The organism is Candidatus Tisiphia endosymbiont of Oplodontha viridula, assembly GCF_964264865.1.
GTDB lineage: Bacteria > Pseudomonadota > Alphaproteobacteria > Rickettsiales > Rickettsiaceae > Tisiphia.
On record NZ_OZ183486.1, the window covers coordinates 819768 to 841601 of the forward strand.

A 21834-nucleotide genomic window follows, 5' to 3' on the forward strand; every position below is an offset into this window, starting at 1 on the left:
ATATATTGCTGATTTGGTTTATTGATAGCAAGAGAAAATAATATAGAAAATTGAAATAATAAATTCTTGGTTGTAACAATATCACTAGTTCTAAATAGAATCTGAAAATTTTATTTCACAAATTAATTACTATTTTTTTTGCTAATATGCTTAGTGATTATTAGTAAATATGCTACAATGCGGTGAATTCAAGTAATTTATTACATTTTATGTTTCAAACATTAACTCAAAATCTAACGAAAATTTTTGATCGTATCAAAAGAAGTGGTACTTTATCGGAGTCCCAAATAAACGATACTATGCGTGATATTAGGATTGCCCTTCTTGAAGCAGATGTTGCACTACCGGTAGTTAAGGATTTTATTGCTGAAGTAACATTAAAAGCTACAGGGCAGGAAGTCATAAAATCAGTAGCCCCAGGGCAGATGATAGTAAAGATTGTCCATAATGAGTTAATCAATATATTATCCTCGTCTCTAGATGAAAGTAGTTTACAGCTTAAATCTGAACCGCCGGTAAATATTTTAATGGTTGGTCTACAAGGCAGTGGAAAAACTACAGCAAGTGCCAAATTAGCACTTAGGCTAAAAAATCAAAATAAAAAGGTACTTTTAGTCTCTCTTGATATTTATAGACCAAGTGCTCAGGAACAGTTAACTATCCTTGGTAAATCTATAGGGGTAGATTGTTTAACTATTGTCCCCAACCATACTCCTATAGATATTACGAAAAGAGCTTTACACGAGTCAAAATTATCTGCCTATGACGTCGTTATTTATGATACAGCAGGTAGGTCGCAAATCGATGATGAAATGATGAAAGAAGCATCAAATATAAAAAATTTAATATATCCAAAAGAGATAATTTTGGTGGTTGATGCAATGACTGGGCAAGATTCGGTGCTTATAGCCAGCAATTTTGATCAAAAATTAGGGATTACCGGCGTAATTTTATCCTGCATTGATGGCGATGCCAAAGGTGGGGCGGCTCTAAGCATTAAACATGTTACCAAGAAACCTATTAAGTTCTTAAGCGCTGGCGAGAAATTGACAACTCTAGAATTATTTGACCCAGAACGCATAGCTTCAAGAATATTAGATATGGGAGATATCATCTCCTTCGTTGAAAAAGCAGCAAGCATAATAGACAATCAAGAGACAGAAAGAGCGACTGCTAGACTTAAAAAGGGTAAATTTGATTTGGAAGATTATCTAACGCAAATGAGGAGTATAAAGAAACTAGGTGGATTCAGCAGTATGATGAGTATGTTGCCTGGTATTAATAAAATTATCGATAAAGTCGATCAATCGAAATTAAGTGGCAAATTAATAGACCACCAAGAAGCAATAATTTTATCTATGACCCAAAAAGAACGAAAAAACCCAGATTTGCTAAATGCCTCACGTCGAAAACGTATCGCTGAAGGCTCTGGAACATCAGTCCAAAAAGTGAATAGTCTATTGAAGCAATTTAAACAAATAAGTGGTTTCATGAAAAAGGCAAGCAATATGAATCCCAAAAGCCTAATGCGTAGTGGTATAGGCAACTTATTTAAATTATGATAATCTGAATTAGCAGGACTGGAGATTAAATGCTTAGCAAGGTATATAACGATCTTATTTTACAGATTAAAGCTAATAAATATGATTTTCTAAGGTTTGATCTGATTAAGCAAGATGCCATAAAGGATCTCGCAGCTCAGCTTGCTTTAAAATATGATATTGTGGTAGTTATAGGTTTTGGTGCGTCTTCTCTAAATGTTAGAGCATTATTAAGTATAAAGGCAGTAGCTACTAAAAGGCTAATATATCTTGATAGTTTAGATCAGTTGGAAATTGATGAGAAACTTGCATTAGTTGATTTAAGTAAAGCCGTCTTTTTCTCATTGAGTAAATCTGGGAACACAAATGAAACCTATTTATTAACTAAGTATGTTTTAGAAGTTTTACACGTTCCCCCTCAAAATATTTATGTAATAGTACCGTTTAGTAATAATTTATTACGTAATTTAGCAGAGTCTTTTGGTACAAATTGTCTAGAACATGATAACATTCGTAGTGGAAGATTTGGCGTAATTTCTAATGCATCTTTGCTCCCAACCGCAGTTGCAGGAGTTGATGTACATAAAGTCGTACTAGCTGCTTCAAAAAAAATATCAGATATTATTCTTGATGGATTTAATATTTGTGAGATAGCGGAGTATTATCTTAATCAATATTCTTTAAATAGACATATGTTAGTTATGTTTAATTATTGTTATCAATTAGATGGTCTATGTAGATGGCAACAACAGATTATAGCTGAATCACTTGGTAAGAATGGTTTTGGTATAACTCCTATAATAGCAAAAGGAACATTTGATCAACACAGTCAATTGCAGCTTTATTTAGAAGGTCCGGATGATAAATTTTATCAAGTTATTACTAACAAAGCAAGCTCAGATATTGAAATAGCTCTAGCTGCTCATGCTAATAATATATATAATGCATTAGGTCAAGTCAAACGACCAGTGATGCTAGAGAATTTTGTACATATCGATGAACAGGTAATTGTAGATCAAATTATTCACGTAATGTTGAGTACTATCCTAATTGCAAATCACCTAAAAATCGATCCATTCAACCAGCCATCTGTGGATGAATATAAGAAGGTATAACAAACCTATTTCGCATCAGGAAGATCTGCAAGTGCTGAATTAAACAATATAGAAAGATTTTTCTTATCCACTTTGTCATTATCAGAAAAACTAGCAATAGTGGTGTCAATCATATCACTAGACAGTCCTACCGAGTGTGTCCATAGTACCCTACCAGTTGGTACATCAAGAATAGCTAATCTAACTCGCGAAAATTCTGATGGGTCTAAATTGACTCTACCAGTTATACATCCCTTCAAAATCTCTGTACAAAAATCCTTAGTTACTGCACCAGATGTTTTACTCTCCGCATAGAAATTCATTACAACTAGTAAATCAGCTCCAGCTTTCTCACCAAGATCAACTGCAGAAGAAATTTTTTCATCAATAGAATATGCCGCATCCTCTTTCCAAGCTCCACTAGCATAGAGTATATTTAGAGTTTCATCAAAATTATCCTTAATGTCAACGACGTATTTTGACAGTTTGTTAGTACCAATTTCTGTTCTAGAGAAAAGTTTAATATTATACCCTTTGTCCTGCATTTTGGTTATGAATGTATCTACAATATTTTCTTCAAGGCGATCCTCATAACTATAAACTCTCGTTTTTTTGTTAAAAGCATCAATTTGATTTACTTCAACTATTGGTGGTAAAAGCAAAACAATTTTGGACTTAGTTAGTGATTGCGAATAATCAGGTGCAGATCTAACAAAAGTCGTCTTAGTACAAGCCGATGTAGAAAAAAACAGTAAAATTATAAAGAAAATTCTGACCATTAACTATGTATTTTTATTAATTTTTATATGTAGCTGGAATGAGTCTAGATCTCTTCTCAGAAAGAATAACTAGAACATCTTGCCCCTCATTTATCACAGGATTAGTTTTATCTTCTCTAGCCTGCACAATGGTGATAATACCTGTTGCACGTACAGCTGCTATAGCATTTCTTAGAAGTCTGCTACCTTCGTAATAATCGTCTTTCAAATTCGATCTATTAACCTGTACGATATATTCTGTACCTTTTGATGCCCCCAAAGCAGATTGCATTATTGCACCAGTAACACCTCCAACAATAGCACCACCAACAATTATAGCCGCGTTATTAGTTCCGCTAGCAGCAACCGCCCCACCAGCGACAGCACCAGTTAGACCACCAACTGCATTATCACCAAGTCTTTCATCCTCCGTGATTTTGATATCTCTTTTGGCAAGAAGCTTTCCTTCCAATACAATATTTAATGTTGAATCACTAGTATATGTATTTGCCGCAAGATTCCGACCACAACTAGAAATAGTAGAAGCAATTATAAGAATCAAAAAAGTATATAAAAGTTTTTTAATCATAAAATTATTATTTTTATATTGCTAATAAAATTTAAGAATGAATTAATAAGTAAGATTATACTAAATGTACAAAGATACATGCAATAAATTACTATCTCCAGTTGCCAATTAAACTGAATAATTTTTGAGGAATTTTTAGGAAAAATGTAGCTGAATACCGCAAGCAGTACGCAGATGTATGTGAGAAACGGAAGCAAATTTTGACGACAAAATTACCACAAAGAATCCGTTCACAACACTATCATTACTTTGATGACAAAACTACTTCTAAGTTGTATTTCTAAATTGCACGCAACAATAGACCTCTTACAGAATCCTCTTCTGCGGAATTTGCAGGAGAGCCGAAACCTTAACCCGCAAGCAGTATAACAAATATACGTGAGGATTTGAGTCTAATCCCAACGCCCAAATTACCAGCAAAAGTAGAATGATCCAAGAGGTTTAATACCATTTCCCAAAATTAAATTGCTACTCGGAGTACGAGTGTCGGCTACCTTCGCGTACAACTAGTATGTGAGGAGCGGAGATCATGAAGTACGACGACGTGATGATTAATTTTCGGAAATGGTATAATAAGTCTATTGCAGATGAGTCTTTACCTGCACCACTATATCTGCAAAACCTTGTGGGTTGTTAACTGCCAATTCAGCTAGCACCTTGCGATCGATATCTATGGCAGCTTTTTTCAGCCCACCCATAAACTGTGAATATACTAAATCATGCTCGCGTACTGCTGCATTGATTCTTTGTATCCAAAGCCCTCTAAAATCACGCTTACGATTTCTACGATCTCTATAAGCATATTGTAGAGCTTTTTCAACTTTTTCAATTGCTACCCTAAAGCAATTATTCGATCTTCCCCTATAACCTTTAGCAAGTTTGAGAATTTTTTTATGACGATTTTTTGAAACTTTTCCTGATTTTACTCGTGACATATCTCACCTATTTCCTTATTTAAATTATTAAATTCCATATGGAAGAAAGAATTTTTTCAAGTTCTTTGCATCTTGATCGCAGAGAATTGTTGTTCCTCTAAGGTTACGAAGCTGAGATTTTGTACGACGTCGCATAAAGTGCTTTTTTCCAGCTTGAGTGGCACAGACTTTGCCAGTAGCAGTAAGCTTAAAGCGCTTTTTTACCGCTGATTTTGTTTTTAATTTAGGCATTATAATTCCTTTATTTGGTATTTTAAGATCAGTCTAGCAAAAACTAGGCATACCAAAGCCACGTTGCTAATAGACGTAAGTATAATATTTTTAAGCATTATTGCAAGTCAATTTTGCAAATATTTTGGCAGGGCAGTTTAAAAGTCCTAACTAATGATAGAAAAGTTTGTTTTTTAAAATGCATAAATGTCTATTAGCGAGGAGCCACAAAGCGGCGACGTGGCAATCCAAAAGTTGCAGTGGCAAAAAATAAAACAGCGAGCTGTTTATTTGGATCGCCACGCCACTTTGTGGCTCGCGATGACAACTATTTATTTCTATAATTTAGTATTTTCTATCATTAGTTGGGATTTTTAAACTGCCCTGCATGAGGTTAGCATATTAACTATATGAAATTATTAAAAAAGCTGTATTACTAAATAAATATACGTAATACACGAATTCGGGATAAGAATTAACTAATTCTTATCCCGAATTGGGGTGTAATGTCTAGATAATTGTTTGAAAAGATGGATATCACTCCTGAATATGCTAACTAATCATACACGTTCTTATTTTATTTGCTTATTCTTGCTAGGAATAGTTGCAGGGGTAAATTTTTCTTTAGTATCATTTACTATTCATTACCAATTATCACAGGCGGGATATTCAACTGATATTATTGGTGCAATGTTTCTAACATCTATTCCATATTGCTTAAAACCAATATGGGCACCGTTTATTGATAAATATTCTATACCTGTTATATGTCGAAAATTTGGTCAACGTCGTGGATGGACACTAGTTACCCAAGCATGTTTATTAGTCACTATTAGTGGGTTTTTAATTATAGATCCCCCTGTTAACATAATTATTACCGCAATTTTAATTTTTATTATTTCCTGTTGTGCAGCAACTCAAGATGTTGTCTTAGATGCATACCGTATAGAACGGACTACAAAAAAAGAAGATCTCTCAATTGCCACAACTTTTAATTCAACTGGTTTTCGCATAGGAATACTTATTAATAGTACAGGGGCGTTGTATTTATCTTGCCTCTTTAATTGGTACTTTGTATATCTATGTATCTTTCTTATAACAATGGCTGCACCTATAATAACCTTATATATGCAAGAACCTATTACAAAAAAAACTCAACACATCTCTACTGATTTAATTTCACCTGCACAATATTTTCAAGTCATTGGTGATAGCTTACTATTGTTAAAACGAAATCATCCTAACTGGATGTTCATTATACTGTTTGTCTTTCTATATAAAGCAAGCGACTCAATTCCTATGGCAATGAGTTCGCCAGTGTTTATTGACTTGTCTTTTACCTCTCAAGAAATTGCTTCTATTTCAAAAGCATATGGATTCATGCTAATGATCTCTGGAGGAGTCATTAGCGGCATTTTAACTGCAAAAATAGGAATATCCCGAAGCATCCTAATATGTGGTAGTCTACAATTACTGTCACCCTTAATGTTTGTGTTCTTATCTATGGTAGGTCATGATATGCTTATATTTACTATAACAATTACTGTACAGAATTTTTGTTGCGGGCTTGGTAATACAGCGATTCTTATTTATTTTTCTAGTTTATGTAGTAGCGAATTGATAGCCACACAATACTCAATTATATCTTCTTTTGGCTCCTTCGTCCGGATTATTTTATCCTTTTTATCTGGTATTTGTGCAAATTATATGGACTGGCCTCAACTTTTTTTATTGACTACGTTATTTAGCATGTTATTTGTACCAGCCTTTTTAAGGATACGTAAGATTTAATAGATTTGATACTTTACTATGCTATACTGTCTATGATTTCAAGAGTTGACAAATTCTTATCCCAAATTCGCGTTACTAGAAGTGATTATGAGCAGTTATTTTGAGTTATTAGATGTAGAACGAAAATATAATATTGACTTAAATATATTGGATCGCCAATATTTTGCTGCACAGTCAAAATATCATCCAGATAGAGCTAAAACTAACAATGCGAGGCAAGAAAATTTGGCTATCTCTATTGATATAAATAAAGCTTATTCAATTCTTAAAGATGATTTAGCACGAGCTGAGTATCTTCTACTTTTAAACAATATAGTCTTGGATGAAATAACGGTTAGGCAAGGTATCTCAAAGGAACAATTAAATGTTGTGTGGAGTGAATTAGAACTTGTTGAAACTACTCAAGAATTAACTAAGTTAGAGCATATGCTAAATAACAAAATCCTTGAAAAAGAACAACTTATTGAATCTCTAACTATTGCATTTCAAGATCAAAATATGCAAGACGCTCTTGATATTACCATAAAATTTAAATACCTTAAAAATTTAATTAATAATATTCAACTAAAAATCAAGTCATGCAAATAATAGAAATTAGCGAAGCTGGCTCTTCTAACCAACATGATAAGGATATAGCAGTTGGTATTGATTTTGGTACAACCAACTCATTGATTGCTTTATCAAATAAACAAATAATACAAATTATCATAGATGATCATGGTCGAGGACTTATACCATCAGTTATAGCATTTCATGGTAAAGACTTTATTGTTGGCAATGATAATATAATTGACAATTTTCGTTCTATTAAAAGACTTTTTGGTAAAAAACTATCTGATATACGCAACAACCCTGTTCTTTTTACTCTAGTGAAAGACTATATTGATTTAGATAGTGAAATTTTACGAATAAGGTTTGCTGGAAAATTACTGACGATTCCAGAAATTGCCGGACAAATCTTTTTGTATTTAAAGAAACAGGCTACTCAAAAATTAAATTCGGAAATCAAAAAAGCTGTAATAACCGTGCCAGCACATTTTAACGATGCTGCTAGAGGAGAAGTAATGCTAGCTGCAAAAATTGCAGGGTTTAGGGTATTACGGTTAATTGCAGAACCAACAGCAGCAGCTTATGCATATGGTTTAAATAAAGATAGTAGAGGGTGTTATTTAGTGTATGACCTAGGAGGTGGTACTTTTGACGTATCAATTCTAAATATGCAAACGGGCGTATTTCAGGTCATTGCCACTGGTGGAGATAATATTTTAGGTGGTGATGATATTGACCACTTAGTGATGAGGCATTTTTGTGATAAATATAAATTACTAGAATCTAGCGAGTTAATAAAATTAGCAAAAAAAGCTAAAGAAACACTTAGTGGTCAAAATAAATGTGCTATGATATACGAGGAGGCGACGCTATTGGAGTTAGATCTAGAGAATTTTGAGCAGTTAATATTACCATTGGTAGAACGTACAATAGATATTACCAAAGATACGCTAGAACATGCAGGAAATCCTAATATTTCAGGTATCATCCTTGTTGGTGGTTCAACTCGCATACCCTTAATTAGTAGAAGTTTAGCACAAACGTTTAATACTATTATTTTCTCGGATATTAACCCAGATAAAGCGGTAGTATGGGGAGCAGCCCTGCAAGCAGAGAACCTAACTTCGGCAAATGTTAATTCCTTATTAATCGATGTAGTTCCTTTGTCACTCGGTATAGAATTAAATGGTGGTATTACTGAGAAAATCATTCTTCGTAATAGCCCCATACCGATATCGGTTACTAAGGAGTTCACCACTTATGTAGATAACCAAACTTCTATGAAGCTGCATGTGGTACAGGGAGAGAGAGAAATGGTAGAAGATTGTAGGTCACTGGCAAAATTTGAACTAAAATTACCAATGATGAAAGCAGGAGGAGTGAGAGCAGAAGTAACATTTTCTATTGATGCAGATGGCATCTTGTCAGTGTCAGCTCTAGAAAGAAATAGTGGTATATCACATGCTGTTTCGTTAAAACCAAGTTATGGTTTAAACGAAAGTGAAATTACCGAAATTCTAGAAAATGCTTATCAAAATGCTGCTAGTGATCATAATAAGAAATTATTGCAAGAAACAATTATTCATACAAAATCTTTGATTTATAATATAGAAAATGCTATTAGAGAAACGCCGAATATTCTTGCAAAGAATGAAATGGAAAAAATTGATACTGCAATTAACACTCTGAAAGAAGCAATAGATTCAAATGATCGTGATTACATTATAGAATGTAGCAAAACTTTCGAGACTATAACAGAGCATTTCTTTTATGAAAGATTAAATAGTGCTACTTTAGACTTACTGAAAGGTAAGCATATTGATAAAATAAGATGATTGTTTTAAAAAAGAGGAATGATAATTAATGCCTAAAGTAATTTTTATTATAGACAAAGATGGTACGGAAAAAATAGTGGATGCCCCTCTCGGATTGTCTATTTTGGAAATTGCTCATCAAAACGACATTGATCTTGAAGGTGCATGCGAAGGATCACTAGCATGTGCCACTTGCCATGTTATTGTAGATGAGGAATTTTACCACAAATTAAAAAATCCTTCTGAAGCAGAAGAAGATATGCTTGACTTAGCGTTTGGTCTTACCCATACTTCAAGACTTGGTTGTCAGATTATTGTTAGTGAAGAACTTGACGGTATAAGGGTTCGCTTGCCATCTGCTACCCGTAATATTAACTTATAATTGAGTATATAGAGTGATACGTAAAATTTTGTTTTTTATTTGTTTAATTTACACCATAATATGGTTTGGCATTGCTTATACTATCAAAAGCAATATAGTAAATACTATAAAGAATTCAGAGACAGATAATACTAAAATATCTTATAGCCAAATCAAAGTTTCTGGCTTTCCTATTCGCTTTCAAATTCGTTTAGTCGAGCCAAAAATAAAATTTATCGATCATGTTAATTCTAAAGAAATATCTACTGAGGAAATGACATTTTTGTTTGATTTTAGTTTTAAAAAGGCTAGATTGATTTTAGGAGAACAAGGGATAAAACAACAAGAGAATTTTGATGGTAAATTAATAGAGTATAGTGTTCAGTCCAAGGAATATATTACAGCACTAGTTAAATTTAATAAACCTATATATAAATTATCCCATGGAGATAGTTTTAAATCTATCGTAAAGTTTCTGCAAGTTAACAATAAATTATTATCCTTCATTCAGGAAGATAAGGAAATTTTTAATATTGCTGATTTAGTTTTCCTAATCAATAAGGCAAAATCTCAGAACGGTGAAAATATAGCTCTACAATTACGTTTGTTGTACTCTGCGGGGGAAGATTTTTTTAATTTCAAAACAGCACAGCTTGATTTAGCTACACTGATCAATATTGCTACTAACCAAGGTAAAGATACAAATTCTATCAGAAATTTAAATATCGATCGTTTAGTTTTTTCTTGTGATGATAATGCCCAAGTAGATTTGGTAGGGTTCTTACAATTTTCTGATAGTAAGTTACCAAAAGGTAAATTATCTTTTGAATTAACTAATTACCATGATATCATCGATAAATTGATTCCTAACAATTTGTTATTACCTAAAAAAATGGTCAAAACTATCATTGAGAAAGCTGTTGATTCTTCTTTATCTGGAGTAGTTAAGACAGATGATAATGAATTAGCAACTTATGAAAAGGTGAAATTTGATATTGAGTTTTCTGATAATGGTATACATATAGGTTCAATTAATTTGCTTGAGTTTAAACTAGAGGATAGTAAAGTAGATGAGGCTATAGAAGAGAACAACACTGAAAGTTAACAAGAGTTCGATATAACTCGATAATCAAGTTTTTATTGAGTTATATAATTCATGGCAGTTTAAAAATCATGAAAAGAAGTCGAGAAGATGTCATCCCCGCGTAAGCTTTGCCTACGTGGATCACTAATGTCATTCTAGCAATGGTGCATAGGCGTCAACTTAAGAGCGTAATAATTGAACATGTATAAACAAATTAAACACAGCCGTCATAGCAAGACTCGTTAGATGCCGTGGCGATCCAAATAAACAGCGAAGCTGTTTTTTAGAGTAACGCTTCGCGTATCTTAGATTGCCGCGTCGCCGCTTGCAGCGGCTTCTCGCAATGACGTTTAGGTTTGATTTACTTATACATGCTCAATCATTACGCTCTTAAGTTGACACCTATGAGCAATGGCGGGAATCTAAAGAAACAGACAGAAAAGGTGCTTTAGACATTCTAGATTTCGCTACCTGTGCGGGAATGACATAAACTACCATGAATTGTAGCCTTCAGAAAAAAACTTGATTATCGAGTATAACTTGTTATATCGAATTAATGGTAAATTTAAGGGGGTATTACTATGAAAAATGTTAAGGAAGTATTTTCAGATAGAACCTGTTACAAATTTTTGGATAAGCCAGTTGATAGAGCATTACTTGAAGAAATTTATAATATAGCAAAACTTGGTCCTACTTCAGCTAATTGCTGCCCTTTGAGAATTGTTTTTGTTCAGAGTTCAGCTGAAAAAGATAAATTGTACAGATGCTTAGTTCCAAGTAACGTTGAAAAAGTTAAGTCAGCACCTGTTACAGCCATTTTTGCTTTTGATACTAAGTTTTATGAATTAATGCCCAAGTTATTTCCTCATGATGCAAGTATAAAAGATTATTTTGCTTCTTTTGAGCAGATTGCCCTAGATACCGCAATTCGCAACTCATCATTGCAAGCAGCTTACTTGATGATTGTTGCGAGAAGTAAGGGATTAGCTTGTGGTCCTATGTCGGGGTTTAATAAAGACGCTATAAATAGTACTTTCTTTAGCAATTCAACTTATCAAGTAAATTTCATATGTAATATTGGTTACAAAGATGGTGATGCCCCTTTCCCACGGCTACCAAGACTCGATTTCAATGAGTGCTGTAAGATTACCTGAGCATCCGTAATGGAAGTCAATAAAAAAATAGTAACTTAACATACATTTAGCTACTATCGATGTTATTCCTACGTAGGTAGGAAGGCTTTATTGCGTGGATCAAAAACACCAACGTTAATATGGTACTTACAGAACCAAAAACGATGTCACCCCTACCCTTACAATTAACCTTAAGTTTTTATTGACAGGAAAAACAGGAGAAGTCAAGGGATTTGAGTAAAGTGATTACTATAGTTATCCTAAAAAAATCTAACCATATAGGTTATTGTAATATATCAAATATAATACTTTAAGCTGAACAATATTAAGATTATTTAAGTTAATCAATGTTATTTAGCAATAAAACATTGACTAACACTTACTCGTAAATGTCAATAAAAACTTAGGGCTAATTGTCAGCCCCTACCTACGCAGGGGTAACATTCACAACTGTTGAAAGTTAAAAATCGTCATCGCGAGGCGTCGATACACCGTGGCGATCTCATGAAGTAAGCTCTTCTTCACAAGATTGCCACGTCGTCGCTTACAGCGACTCCTCGCAATGACGGTTTAGGGCTTACAAAGCTCATCGCGATGACGATTTTTTAACTTTCAACAGTTATGGGGTGACACCGGGCTATTAAACCTATGTCTCACATCGAATTGAGGTTAAATTACCCTAGTTTTAGATATCCATGTCATCGTTAACTGTTATACCTGTTAAAGATGATGTATCTTCATTATTGTTTAAACGATTGTCTAGTTCTAATAATAATTCAGGTAATGCTAATGCTTCATGGTCAAAACGGCTTACATTTCCACCACAAAACTTCTTGATAACCCATCCAACAGTACCTCCAACAGCACCTATAGTAGTTACAGCAAAAGATATCAGACCTAAGATTTCTCCTATTGACATTGTGCTACTAGCAGGATTATTAGGATTTGATTCCTTAGGAGTATGCTTTTCTGTAGTAGAATCAGCAACTACACCAGCAGCAATTGGTTCTGATTTCTCAGTAAGATTTTTCTTAGGAGTAGTAAGTTCTTCCTTAAGAGTAGTAGTTTTTTGAGGATTAGACCATACTGTAGCAGAATCAGTAGTAGGATTTCCAGCAGAGGAAGCAGTAGACTTTGTCGTAGTAGTACTAGACCCATCCGTAGTAGGAACAGTAGTCTCTTGCTCAGTAGTAGTCGAACCTTCAGTAGAGGAAGTAGTAACCCTCTTTGTAGTAGTACTAGACTTCTCCATAATAGGAGTAGTAGTCCCTTGCTCAGTAATATCTTCAGTGGAGGAAGCAATAGACTCATCCGTAGTAGAAGCAGTAGACTTCACAGTAGTAACAGTAGACTCTGTCGTAGTAGTAGACTCCTCAGGAATAGCAGTAGTAAGCTCTTCCTCAATAGTAGTAGTGTCTTGCTTAGTAGTACTAAACTCCTTCGTAGCAGGAACAGTAGACTTCACAGTAGTAACAGTAGACTCTGTCGTAACAGGAACAGTAGACTTCACGGTAGTAACAGCAGACTCTGTCGTAGTAGGAACAGTAGACTTCACGGTAGTAACAACAGACTTTGTCGTAGTAGGAACAGTAGACTTCATGGTAGTAACAGCAGACTCTGTCGTAGTAGTAGACTCCTCAGGAGTAGCAGTAGTAAGCTCTTCCTCAATAGTAGTAGTGTCTTGCTCAGTAGTACTAAACTCCTCCGTAGTAGGAACAGTAGACTGCTCTGTAGTAGAAGCAATAGACTTTTCCTTAGGAAGAGGCTTATTAGTAGTACGAATATCACGCTTCTCTCGCTTGCCGGATATATCTTTGGAAGACTCTTCCTCAGTAGTACTAGACTCCATTGTAGAAGTGTAGGACTCTTTAATAATATGTTTATTGCATTCTAGTACCTTTAAGAGTTCTTTTAAGAGTTTTTTGGATGCCTTACCTTCTATACCTCTGTTTCCCATTAGACCTACTTCAATAATCTTAGTACCTGTAAGTTCTAGTATAAGATCATTTACCCCTTTATCAGTTATCTTGTTATTTGCTAGATTTACTACTTTAACCTTAGTATTGCCTTCTTTAAGTGATTTTATAATATCTATTGCTCTTTCATCACCTATTCTATTATGTGCTAGATTTAATGTAGTAACTTCAGTACCTGTAAGCATTGTTCCAAAGTCTATTGCTCCTGTAGTTCCTATCTTATTATGTACTAGACTTAATACTTTAACCTTACTCCCTTTAAGAATTTTTCCAATCTCTTGTGCTTTTTGGGGATCAACCCCAACATCCCATAGATATAATTCAGTAATATTACTATTTTCGAGTTGTTGTTTGAGCATTTCTGTATTTAGATCATAGCTGAAAGTTAACTTACTACCATTACCATGTAGTATAATATTACCATTAGCATCATGTAGTATAAGACCATCACCTACTGCACGTTTTCCCCTAATAAGAGATTGGTCATCATTATGTTTTGTAGAGCCTTTTGATTTGTTATGGTTTTGGCTAGTTGAAGTAGTTGCAGGAGTAGTATCAAAAAGAACAGGCGTCTTACTTACCTCAGTGGGACTTGTTACTCTATTCAATAAGCTATTTTGATTATCTGCCGAGATAGCTTTCTTGGACGAAACGGTAATACTAGAAGAAATGGCAGAAAGGGCGGTAAGAGCAGTCAAAAAAGCTTGTGTAGTAGGAGTATGTGCTTTACCTCCATCAATAGGCTCTATAATATTCTGCCTTGAAAGATTAGGTTCATAATCCAATATGGCAGGAATATTAGGTAAGTCATCTGTGTTTAGTCTATTATTTCCTTGTATGTTGTTCCCATTATTCAGCTTTTTATTAAATAAGTATGCTTCAATATCTTGTTCCTTCAGAAACTTCCCTTGACTCTTCCGATGCTGATTAACCCAATCTCCATTATTAATACGTCCCATATTTTTTCTCTCCAGTTATATTACAGATTATTAAAAATTTATTTACTATAAGATAGTATTAGAATAATATCTGTTAACTAATGTCAAGCAAATAATAACAAACTTTAATATTTAAGAACTTTTTTGTAAAATAACTTAGTCTAGATAGCATTAATGTAACCTGAGTCCGATGTAAGACATCGGTTTAATAGCCTCGATGTCACCCCTAATAGAGATAATAGACTTCTTTCAAAACTCGCTTATGCTGAGGGATTTGAAGGAGACGCGGAATCTCGACCCGCAGCGTACTCTAATGTACGTGAGGATTCGAGTACCGCATCGACGTACAAATCACCAGCAGAAGTAGAGTTTCGAAAGAAGTCTAATACTGATAACTTGTTACATCGAACTTAGGTTAAATTACCTTATATTCGACAACAAATTTTTGCTCTTGAACAAACTCATGATTAGCTATATCTTGAAAATATCTACCAATAATATAACTCTTTTTACTATAGTTATTCAATAGCCTAGTCATGATTCTCCACTTTTTTTGATAATACTTCATCAAGTTCTTGCATAAGATCTTCAGGGAGTTGCTTTACTTTATTGGGAGATTCTTGAGATTGTGATTTTTCTAACACATTTGTAGTATCAATAATCTTTGATTTTTTAGGTAATTTAATGGATTCCAAACTATCTTGTGGTAAAGTTCTTATAAGATTTTTACTTAAATTATCTAGATACGATGTAGTCACAGATTCCTTAAGCCATTTTGGATATTTATCAATAGTAGTATTTTGTATAACGTCTTTTAGGGTTTCTGCTTGTAAGTAACTGTCAGAAAAGAAAATTGTTAGGACTAGGAAGATACATAAACAAATAATCATACCTCTAAACATGCCTGCGGCTAAGCCTATAGATCTGTCAATGACCCCACCACTTATAATAGAGATCATCAAAAGAAATTTACGGGTTACAAAAGAGCATATGATTAGAGAGATAATATAGGAAATAATCCCAGAGGTAACTACCAATGCAATGTGGTTATTAAAATATCGAGTAATAATGGAAATAGTATATGGAGATAGGTAATAGGCAAAAAGAATTGAGACTATAAAGCCAAGTAAGCTAATAGTAAGCTTTATTATTCCTCCATATGCCCCGAGCATCGATGAAGTAGTAATAATTGCCAGTATTATTATGTCAAACCAAGTAAACATTAGACTTTTTCAAAAATTACTTTAAGTTTAGAACAGAAGTTGAGTATATTTACTATCATGTTCAAAATTTTTATTAAACCTCTCAGATAAAGTTTCAAAAGAGGTCTATTGAATAGCCGTAATTTAACATTATATGTATCTAAAAGCTAGTATGTTAATAAATTTTAAAATACAATAAACATTATGAGTGTAAACGATAAGATTTTTGATAATTTATCTGGTAAGGTTCTGATCGCTACTCCTTACATGCTTGAGGGTATATTTAATAAATCACTTATTTATATGCTGTCTCATACAGCAGAAGGAGCAATGGGTTTAATTTTCAATAATTTAGTGAATCATATAGAGATAAAATCGTTTTTTAAAATATCTGATGATCAAATAGATAGTAACATTATGATGCCTATATATCTAGGAGGACCAGTTGAGCATGAACGCGGATTCTTCCTACATTCTGATGATTATAACGAAAATCTACTATTGAAGTTTCAGAATCATTTAGCAGTTAGCTCTAATCCTAAAATCCCTCATGATATTGCTTCTGGTCATGGCCCTAAAAATAGTTTATTTATTATTGGATACACTGCTTGGAAAGCAGGGCAGCTTGAAACAGAGATTAAGGAGAATTTGTGGATAATAACAAAGTGTGATAAAGAATTTATTTTTTCTGATCATCCAGAGAATAAGTGGCACAATGCTTTACACAATCTCGGTATCAAAGAATCCCACTTTACTTCACGAATGGCTAATGCTTAACATCAGATCATAAAAACTTGAGAATTAATTCTTCAAGTTATTATAGTAGTTTATGGAGGGAATCTTGACTTGGGTTGTTTTTTGTACAGTGATTGCAGGTTTACTAATCTACGATCTTGGTTTTGCAAACCAAGAAAATAAAGTGATGAGCTTCCGCCAAACTATTTATTTTAGCCTTTTTTATTTAATTATAGCATGCCTCTTCGGTATTTTCATTTTTTTTGATATGGGAGGAGAAAAAGCCCGGGAATACTACACTTGCTTTTTTATAGAGAAAGCTATGTCATTGGATAATATTTTTATTATATTGATGGTTTTTCAGTTTTTCTCTATTCCTTTAATATATCAGCATCGGATATTATTCTTGGGAATTCTAGGTGTCATTGTTTTTAGAGCCATAATTATATATCTAGGTGTCATTGTTATCTCGAAATTCTCTTGGTTATTATATATTTTTGCAGCTATTCTTATAGTTACAGGCATCAAAACTTTTTATATAGCAAAAAAAAGTTTTAAAGTAGAGGAATCGTATATTTATAGAATTCTACAAAAATACTTTAATCTTACTCCTAAAATTTCCGGTTACAAATTTTTTATTAAAACTAACAATAGGTTAAGTATTACGCCTCTTCTTGCATCATTAATAATTATAGAAATCATGGATATTGTCTTTGCCATTGATAGTATACCAGCAATATTTGCTATCACTAAGGATCCTTACATAATTTATACTTCTAATATTTTTGCCATATTAGGTTTACGTGCCTTATTCTTATGTTTAGCTAATATTGTTGAGCAATTTAGTTATATAAAATATTCGCTAGCATTAATATTAATATTTATTGGCATAAAAATATTCGCTGAACATTTTATTGAGATTCCATCTTACGCTGCACTGGCTATGACTATTACTCTTCTGTTGCTTGGTATTATTGCTTCTATTATCAGAAAAGGAGTGTATACTAAACTGTAAACTATTAGTAATATTTCAATTTAAGAACTAAAGAAATTTTACACTGGCATAAAATATTTTTTTGTGCTAGAAGTTTGGAATTATTGTATCGTCTTATTCAAAGCTTACTTATGTATAGATTATGTTTATTCCATACAAGTCATTATAAGTGGCTAGAGTTTAAGTGTTTTACTAAATTTAATTTATGTTATGAGGTTCTAATTATGAGTGAAAATATAAATATTACACAAAATGTTGTTGAGCAAGATATTGTCGAACAGGAGGTTATTGAAATCGTCGCTAACACATTAAAAGTAAAGAAGGATTTAATCACTCCTGAATCTAGATTCGTTGAGGATCTTAAATCAGATAGTTTAGATACAGTTGAATTAATGATGGCAATAGAAGCAAAGTATAAATGTGATATACCAGATGAAGATGCAAGTAAAATTTTAACTGTCTCTGATGTTGTACAGTACATAATAAAAAAATAACTAATTAATAAATAATCATGTCGACTAGAAGAGTTGTTATAACCGGTATTGGGCTTGTCACACCACTAGGAATTGATGTAAAGACCTCTTGGGAAGGTATTATAAAGGGTCGCAGTGGTATCAAGTCAATCACAAAATTTGATACTTCTAACCTTGCCTGTAAAATAGCGGGTACAGTGGATCACTCAACAGATAATGGCTTTAACCCAGAAAAATTTATTGACCCTCGCAATGTCCATAAGATGGATTTATTCATTCAATATGGTATAGGAGCAGCTACTGAGGCAATCGAGGATAGCGGGTGGAAAGTAAAAGATGCATTATCTGGAGATAGGACCGGCTTAATACTTGGTTCAGGAATAGGTGGACTTGGGATGATCGAAGAAACATCCGTAAAGTTTCATAAAGAAAATAATGGCAAAGTTAGTCCATTTTTTATCCCCTCCTCATTAATTAACCTCCTTTCAGGTCATGTTTCCATTAAATACGGATTTACCGGACCAAATCAGGCTGTCGTTACAGCTTGTTCTACTGGCTCTCATGCTATAGGGGATGCTATGCGTATGATTCAATACGGTAATGTAGATGTTATGGTTGCTGGTGGGGCTGAAGCACCGGTCACTCCGGTTGGAGTGGCTGGATTCGTTGCCGCAAGGGCATTATCTACTAAATATAATTCTACGCCTGAAATTGCATCAAGACCATGGGATCAAGATCGTGATGGATTTGTAATGGGAGAAGGAGCAGGTGTTGTAGTACTTGAAGAATATGAGCATGCTTGTGCTAGAAACGCTAAGATTTATGCTGAAATTATTGGATATGGTTCTACTGGCGATGCTTATCATATGACCTCACCTCATCCCGATGGAAGAGGTGCTTATAGATCTATGTCTGATGCTCTTAAAGATGCAAAAATTGATGCAAGTCTTATTGATTATATCAATGCCCACGGCACTTCTACCCAAGTTGGTGATGCTATAGAGTTAACGGCTGTTCAAAAATTATTTTTGGATGCTAACCCAAATGTTCTTATGTCGTCAACCAAATCATCTATTGGTCATTTGCTTGGGGCAGCTGGTAGCGTGGAATTAATATATTCAATTCTTGCTATGCGAGACCAAGTTGCTCCACCAACTCTAAATTTGCATAAACCGATAGCAGAAGCAAAAATAGATTTAGTTGCTTTAGAAGCTAGAAATACAAAAATTAGTTATGTACTTTCTAATTCATTCGGATTTGGAGGAACTAATGCTAGTTTAATTATTAGGAAAGTATAGGATTTACTTTTGGTTTGTATCATTTTCAAAAGTTGGAGTAGGAAGCTGGTATTTATGTTGGATAATTGTTGTAAGCTCTAAGGGGGATTCAGTAATTGGTAAATGTTTGTAACATAAAGTAGTTAATATATTTTCTAGTTGTTTTGTTCCACAACACATGCTAATACTTATAAAATTTTTAAAAGTTTCTTCTATTATCTTCTTAATCTTTTCTGGAGATTTTATACCAACAGTTTCTAAATTGTGAATTCTGTCAAATATTTTAATCATTATGATATCATATCTCTTTTGCTGCCATAATAATTCCATGATTTCTGCCGAGCTAATCTTTCTGTCACACTTAACTCTAGTTAGTTTTTCTACCTGATCAGCAATTAGATCACTAAAGATATAGGCAATCTTGCTTTTGGTAAGTTTAGTATCCTCAATGGTATCATGCAATATAGCGGTTACAGTTAAATCGGTTCTAAAGTACTGCTTATCATTTTGTGCTGCGTACTCTGCAAGCATATACGCCACTTCTATTGGATGTGAGTAATAGGGTTCTCCTGTTTGTTTTTTCTGCTCTCCATGATACTCTTTGGCGTAATAGATGGCTTTTTTAACAATGTTCATATCTATTGGTTAATCTACTTTACTATTCAGCTGAAAGAGTTTAGCAAGTAAGCTATCAGCATAATCACATGATTCAAACTTTAGCCAACTATTATTAATGCCTTCCATAAAAATCCTCAATATTTTGATATCCTAACTTATAGGTTAAACTAAAACTTAAGGTATTTGCAAAGATTTATTACTTTTTAGGTAATGAAAATAAATATTTCTTAACTTTGTTGTATAAATAGCTACTTATCTTCGAGATGGATAGGATCAAAATTGTGCCATAAAACGAGGTTAGTATACGGCGTGTGGGACAGAAAATTAAATTTTTGTTACTGACTACATGTATGAACCTCCTGTAAAATGCAAGAAAAAAATAACATCTAATAGCAAAAATGCAAATGCATACATGTATCCGGCTTATAGTTAATAAATTATGTGTAATTTATCCTACAGCCCTGATGGAATTCGCTGGCTTACAAATTTACTATATACTTATCATTTTATCGGCTTCAAAGAGCCATTGTAGTCATCAGTTTTTTTGTAAGCTAAGGTTTGTCTTATTTACCATCAATATTATTATCTCACGCATATTCCGGGTTGGAATCTCTTACATATTCTTTGTTTACCTATTAATTAATAAACCACTATTTATTTTATGTTAATTATAATAGCTTTGTGCTACAAACTTTACTCTCTACATAATCATCCCCTGACCTTAGTACTGCAAACACCACTCTTGCCAGTTTATTAGCTACAGCAACTACTGTTTTATTATGTCCATTTCGCTCAGATAAATTAAACATCCACTGCGTAAATTTGCTAAAATCTTTTTTAGATTTTTGTTCTTCCGATGTAAATCTTATCTTGGCATTTAGTACAGCTCTAGCTCCTTGGATCAATAGAGTACGCAAGTAAACATCACCTCGCTTGCTAATTCCAAGCAACTTATCTTTCCCTCCACTGGAATGCTGCCTTGGCACTAATCCAAACCATGCCGATAATTGCCTACCATTCTCAAAACTTGTAGCATTACCTATTGATGCTATTAAAGCAGTAGCAGTAATTAAACCAAGACCAGGTATAGCTGTTAATCGTTGATATTGAGTTAAGTTGCTAGCTATTATTTTTAATCTTTTTTCTATCTCTTTTATTTTTTTGTCATTATCCAAAAATTCCTCTTTCAGTTCACTAAATGTTTGATAACCCAGCTGGCTTAAATTTCCTTCATCTAAAATCTCGGTTAATTTTGTCATAACCTTATTGATCCCTTGAGGAATAATAAAACCAAATTCATGTAGTAGACCCCTAATTTCATTAGCAAGGGCAGTAAGATTTTTTACCAATCTCTCTCTTACTCGATGAATTGATAAAATATCTTGTTGTTCTACAGTTCTAATTGGTACAAACCTCATATTTGGTCTTGTTACCGCTTCACATATAGCTTCTGCATCAGCTTGATCATTTTTATTAGTTTTAACATACGGTTTGACAAATTGTGCTGCCATTAGTTTTACTGTATGCCCCAATTTAGTTATTTCTCTTGCCCAGTAACTAGCTCCGCCGCAAGCTTCCATCCCTAGCAAACATTTTGGTAAATTAGCCATAAATGTTAAAACTTGATCTCTCATTAATTTTTTCTTTAATACCGTCTTACCATTTTTATCTACACCATGAATTTGGAAAATTCTTTTTGCAATATCTATACCAATTGTGGTAACTTCCATCTTAGCCTCCTGATTGTTATTTTAATATTAAC

The 21834-nt window shown here is 33.5% G+C and carries 21 protein-coding genes; 12 read left to right on the top strand and 9 right to left on the bottom strand.

The features are described 5' to 3' along the window. Window positions 1–209: 209 nt before the first annotated feature. Both ffh and ACFEL1_RS04010 read left to right on the top strand, forming a co-directional pair. On the top strand, window positions 210–1562 hold the full coding sequence (gene ffh / locus ACFEL1_RS04005; protein ID WP_375331496.1) for a signal recognition particle protein: 1353 nt from the start codon (window positions 210–212) through the stop codon (window positions 1560–1562). A gap of 29 nt (window positions 1563–1591) precedes the next feature. Beyond that, window positions 1592–2656: a hypothetical protein gene (locus tag ACFEL1_RS04010; protein ID WP_341762628.1), complete on the top strand. Its 1065-nt coding sequence runs from the start codon at window positions 1592–1594 to the stop codon at window positions 2654–2656. A 5-nt stretch (window positions 2657–2661) separates the two neighbouring features. Here ACFEL1_RS04010 and ACFEL1_RS04015 read toward each other — a convergent pair whose 3' ends face one another. The 4 genes from ACFEL1_RS04015 to rpmI all read right to left on the bottom strand — a co-directional run bounded on the left by ACFEL1_RS04015 (window position 2662) and on the right by rpmI (window position 5148). Continuing rightward, window positions 2662–3414 carry a hypothetical protein gene (locus ACFEL1_RS04015; protein WP_341762629.1) on the bottom strand — a complete coding sequence of 251 codons (753 nt, stop codon included), beginning with the start codon at window positions 3412–3414 and terminating at the stop codon, window positions 2662–2664. Window positions 3415–3430: 16 nt separating this feature from the next. Next, entirely contained in the window at window positions 3431–3982 is a 552-nt protein-coding gene (locus ACFEL1_RS04020; protein ID WP_341761670.1) for a hypothetical protein, read from the bottom strand. Window positions 3983–4560: 578 nt separating this feature from the next. Further along, a complete protein-coding gene (gene rplT, locus ACFEL1_RS04025; RefSeq protein WP_341747957.1) occupies window positions 4561–4917 on the bottom strand; it encodes a 50S ribosomal protein L20 in 357 nt (118 codons plus the stop codon). A 27-nt stretch (window positions 4918–4944) separates the two neighbouring features. Further along, a complete protein-coding gene (gene rpmI, locus ACFEL1_RS04030) occupies window positions 4945–5148 on the bottom strand; it encodes a 50S ribosomal protein L35 (protein ID WP_341747956.1) in 204 nt (67 codons plus the stop codon). Between the two features lie 528 nt (window positions 5149–5676). On the opposite strand from rpmI, the gene ACFEL1_RS04035 reads away from it, so the two are divergent. From ACFEL1_RS04035 to ACFEL1_RS04060, 6 genes are all read left to right on the top strand, one after another. Beyond that, the gene (locus ACFEL1_RS04035; RefSeq protein WP_342279175.1) at window positions 5677–6918 is read left to right on the top strand and encodes an MFS transporter; all 1242 of its coding nucleotides are present in this window, start codon (window positions 5677–5679) and stop codon (window positions 6916–6918) included. 87 nt (window positions 6919–7005) lie between these two features. Then, complete coding sequence (hscB, locus tag ACFEL1_RS04040) at window positions 7006–7506, top strand: Fe-S protein assembly co-chaperone HscB (protein ID WP_375331497.1); 501 nt, start codon at window positions 7006–7008, stop codon at window positions 7504–7506. Further along, on the top strand, window positions 7497–9302 hold the full coding sequence (hscA, locus tag ACFEL1_RS04045; protein ID WP_375331498.1) for a Fe-S protein assembly chaperone HscA: 1806 nt from the start codon (window positions 7497–7499) through the stop codon (window positions 9300–9302). Before hscB ends, hscA begins: the two co-directional genes overlap by 10 nt. 28 nt (window positions 9303–9330) lie before the next feature. Continuing rightward, window positions 9331–9663, top strand: coding sequence for a ferredoxin family 2Fe-2S iron-sulfur cluster binding protein (locus tag ACFEL1_RS04050; RefSeq protein ID WP_341751628.1), 333 nt, complete (start codon window positions 9331–9333; stop codon window positions 9661–9663). A 13-nt stretch (window positions 9664–9676) separates the two neighbouring features. After that, window positions 9677–10747 (top strand): hypothetical protein, encoded by a 1071-nt coding sequence (locus ACFEL1_RS04055; protein WP_342278213.1) that lies wholly within the window; start codon window positions 9677–9679, stop codon window positions 10745–10747. Window positions 10748–11307: 560 nt separating this feature from the next. Continuing rightward, window positions 11308–11880 carry a malonic semialdehyde reductase gene (locus ACFEL1_RS04060; protein WP_375331499.1) on the top strand — a complete coding sequence of 191 codons (573 nt, stop codon included), beginning with the start codon at window positions 11308–11310 and terminating at the stop codon, window positions 11878–11880. A gap of 664 nt (window positions 11881–12544) precedes the next feature. Here the strand turns inward: ACFEL1_RS04060 and ACFEL1_RS04065 are convergent. From ACFEL1_RS04065 to ACFEL1_RS04080, 3 genes are all read right to left on the bottom strand, one after another. Further along, window positions 12545–14794 (bottom strand): hypothetical protein, encoded by a 2250-nt coding sequence (locus ACFEL1_RS04065; RefSeq protein WP_375331500.1) that lies wholly within the window; start codon window positions 14792–14794, stop codon window positions 12545–12547. Window positions 14795–15188: 394 nt separating this feature from the next. Continuing rightward, entirely contained in the window at window positions 15189–15311 is a 123-nt protein-coding gene (locus tag ACFEL1_RS04075; protein WP_341761661.1) for a hypothetical protein, read from the bottom strand. Beyond that, a complete protein-coding gene (locus ACFEL1_RS04080) occupies window positions 15304–15996 on the bottom strand; it encodes a CvpA family protein (RefSeq protein WP_342279009.1) in 693 nt (230 codons plus the stop codon). The genes ACFEL1_RS04075 and ACFEL1_RS04080 overlap by 8 nt, the downstream gene beginning before the upstream one ends. Before the next feature lie 183 nt (window positions 15997–16179). Between ACFEL1_RS04080 and ACFEL1_RS04085 the strand changes: the two genes are divergently transcribed. The 4 genes from ACFEL1_RS04085 (at window position 16180) to fabF (ending at window position 19475) form a co-directional block, all read left to right on the top strand. Then, complete coding sequence (locus ACFEL1_RS04085) at window positions 16180–16752, top strand: YqgE/AlgH family protein (protein ID WP_341761659.1); 573 nt, start codon at window positions 16180–16182, stop codon at window positions 16750–16752. A gap of 64 nt (window positions 16753–16816) precedes the next feature. Further along, window positions 16817–17725: a TerC/Alx family metal homeostasis membrane protein gene (locus ACFEL1_RS04090; protein WP_375331501.1), complete on the top strand. Its 909-nt coding sequence runs from the start codon at window positions 16817–16819 to the stop codon at window positions 17723–17725. A 203-nt stretch (window positions 17726–17928) separates the two neighbouring features. Continuing rightward, on the top strand, window positions 17929–18198 hold the full coding sequence (acpP, locus tag ACFEL1_RS04095) for an acyl carrier protein (RefSeq protein ID WP_341761657.1): 270 nt from the start codon (window positions 17929–17931) through the stop codon (window positions 18196–18198). 17 nt (window positions 18199–18215) lie between these two features. Next, window positions 18216–19475, top strand: coding sequence for a beta-ketoacyl-ACP synthase II (fabF, locus tag ACFEL1_RS04100; protein ID WP_375331502.1), 1260 nt, complete (start codon window positions 18216–18218; stop codon window positions 19473–19475). A gap of 3 nt (window positions 19476–19478) precedes the next feature. Here fabF and ACFEL1_RS04105 read toward each other — a convergent pair whose 3' ends face one another. Further along, window positions 19479–20090 carry an HD domain-containing protein gene (locus ACFEL1_RS04105; protein ID WP_342279012.1) on the bottom strand — a complete coding sequence of 204 codons (612 nt, stop codon included), beginning with the start codon at window positions 20088–20090 and terminating at the stop codon, window positions 19479–19481. Between the two features lie 650 nt (window positions 20091–20740). Beyond that, window positions 20741–21802: an IS110 family transposase gene (locus tag ACFEL1_RS04110; RefSeq protein ID WP_375331503.1), complete on the bottom strand. Its 1062-nt coding sequence runs from the start codon at window positions 21800–21802 to the stop codon at window positions 20741–20743. Window positions 21803–21834: the final 32 nt, after the last annotated feature.

Excerpts from the sequence above, each read along its gene's own strand:
- ACFEL1_RS04065 (WP_375331500.1), bottom strand. The coding sequence starts at position 14,794 with ATGGGACGTATTAATAATGGAGATTGGGTTAATCAGCATCGGAAGAGT.
- ACFEL1_RS04080 (WP_342279009.1), bottom strand. The coding sequence starts at position 15,996 with ATGTTTACTTGGTTTGACATAATAATACTGGCAATTATTACTACTTCA.
- hscA (WP_375331498.1), top strand. The coding sequence starts at position 7,497 with ATGCAAATAATAGAAATTAGCGAAGCTGGCTCTTCTAACCAACATGAT.
- acpP (WP_341761657.1), top strand. The coding sequence starts at position 17,929 with ATGAGTGAAAATATAAATATTACACAAAATGTTGTTGAGCAAGATATT.
- ACFEL1_RS04050 (WP_341751628.1), top strand. The coding sequence starts at position 9,331 with ATGCCTAAAGTAATTTTTATTATAGACAAAGATGGTACGGAAAAAATA.
- ACFEL1_RS04035 (WP_342279175.1), top strand. The coding sequence starts at position 5,677 with ATGCTAACTAATCATACACGTTCTTATTTTATTTGCTTATTCTTGCTA.
- ACFEL1_RS04020 (WP_341761670.1), bottom strand. The coding sequence starts at position 3,982 with ATGATTAAAAAACTTTTATATACTTTTTTGATTCTTATAATTGCTTCT.
- ffh (WP_375331496.1), top strand. The coding sequence starts at position 210 with ATGTTTCAAACATTAACTCAAAATCTAACGAAAATTTTTGATCGTATC.
- ACFEL1_RS04110 (WP_375331503.1), bottom strand. The coding sequence starts at position 21,802 with ATGGAAGTTACCACAATTGGTATAGATATTGCAAAAAGAATTTTCCAA.
- ACFEL1_RS04075 (WP_341761661.1), bottom strand. The coding sequence starts at position 15,311 with ATGACTAGGCTATTGAATAACTATAGTAAAAAGAGTTATATTATTGGT.
- rpmI (WP_341747956.1), bottom strand. The coding sequence starts at position 5,148 with ATGCCTAAATTAAAAACAAAATCAGCGGTAAAAAAGCGCTTTAAGCTT.
- hscB (WP_375331497.1), top strand. The coding sequence starts at position 7,006 with ATGAGCAGTTATTTTGAGTTATTAGATGTAGAACGAAAATATAATATT.
- ACFEL1_RS04085 (WP_341761659.1), top strand. The coding sequence starts at position 16,180 with ATGAGTGTAAACGATAAGATTTTTGATAATTTATCTGGTAAGGTTCTG.
- rplT (WP_341747957.1), bottom strand. The coding sequence starts at position 4,917 with ATGTCACGAGTAAAATCAGGAAAAGTTTCAAAAAATCGTCATAAAAAA.
- ACFEL1_RS04105 (WP_342279012.1), bottom strand. The coding sequence starts at position 20,090 with ATGAACATTGTTAAAAAAGCCATCTATTACGCCAAAGAGTATCATGGA.
- ACFEL1_RS04060 (WP_375331499.1), top strand. The coding sequence starts at position 11,308 with ATGAAAAATGTTAAGGAAGTATTTTCAGATAGAACCTGTTACAAATTT.
- fabF (WP_375331502.1), top strand. The coding sequence starts at position 18,216 with ATGTCGACTAGAAGAGTTGTTATAACCGGTATTGGGCTTGTCACACCA.
- ACFEL1_RS04015 (WP_341762629.1), bottom strand. The coding sequence starts at position 3,414 with ATGGTCAGAATTTTCTTTATAATTTTACTGTTTTTTTCTACATCGGCT.
- ACFEL1_RS04010 (WP_341762628.1), top strand. The coding sequence starts at position 1,592 with ATGCTTAGCAAGGTATATAACGATCTTATTTTACAGATTAAAGCTAAT.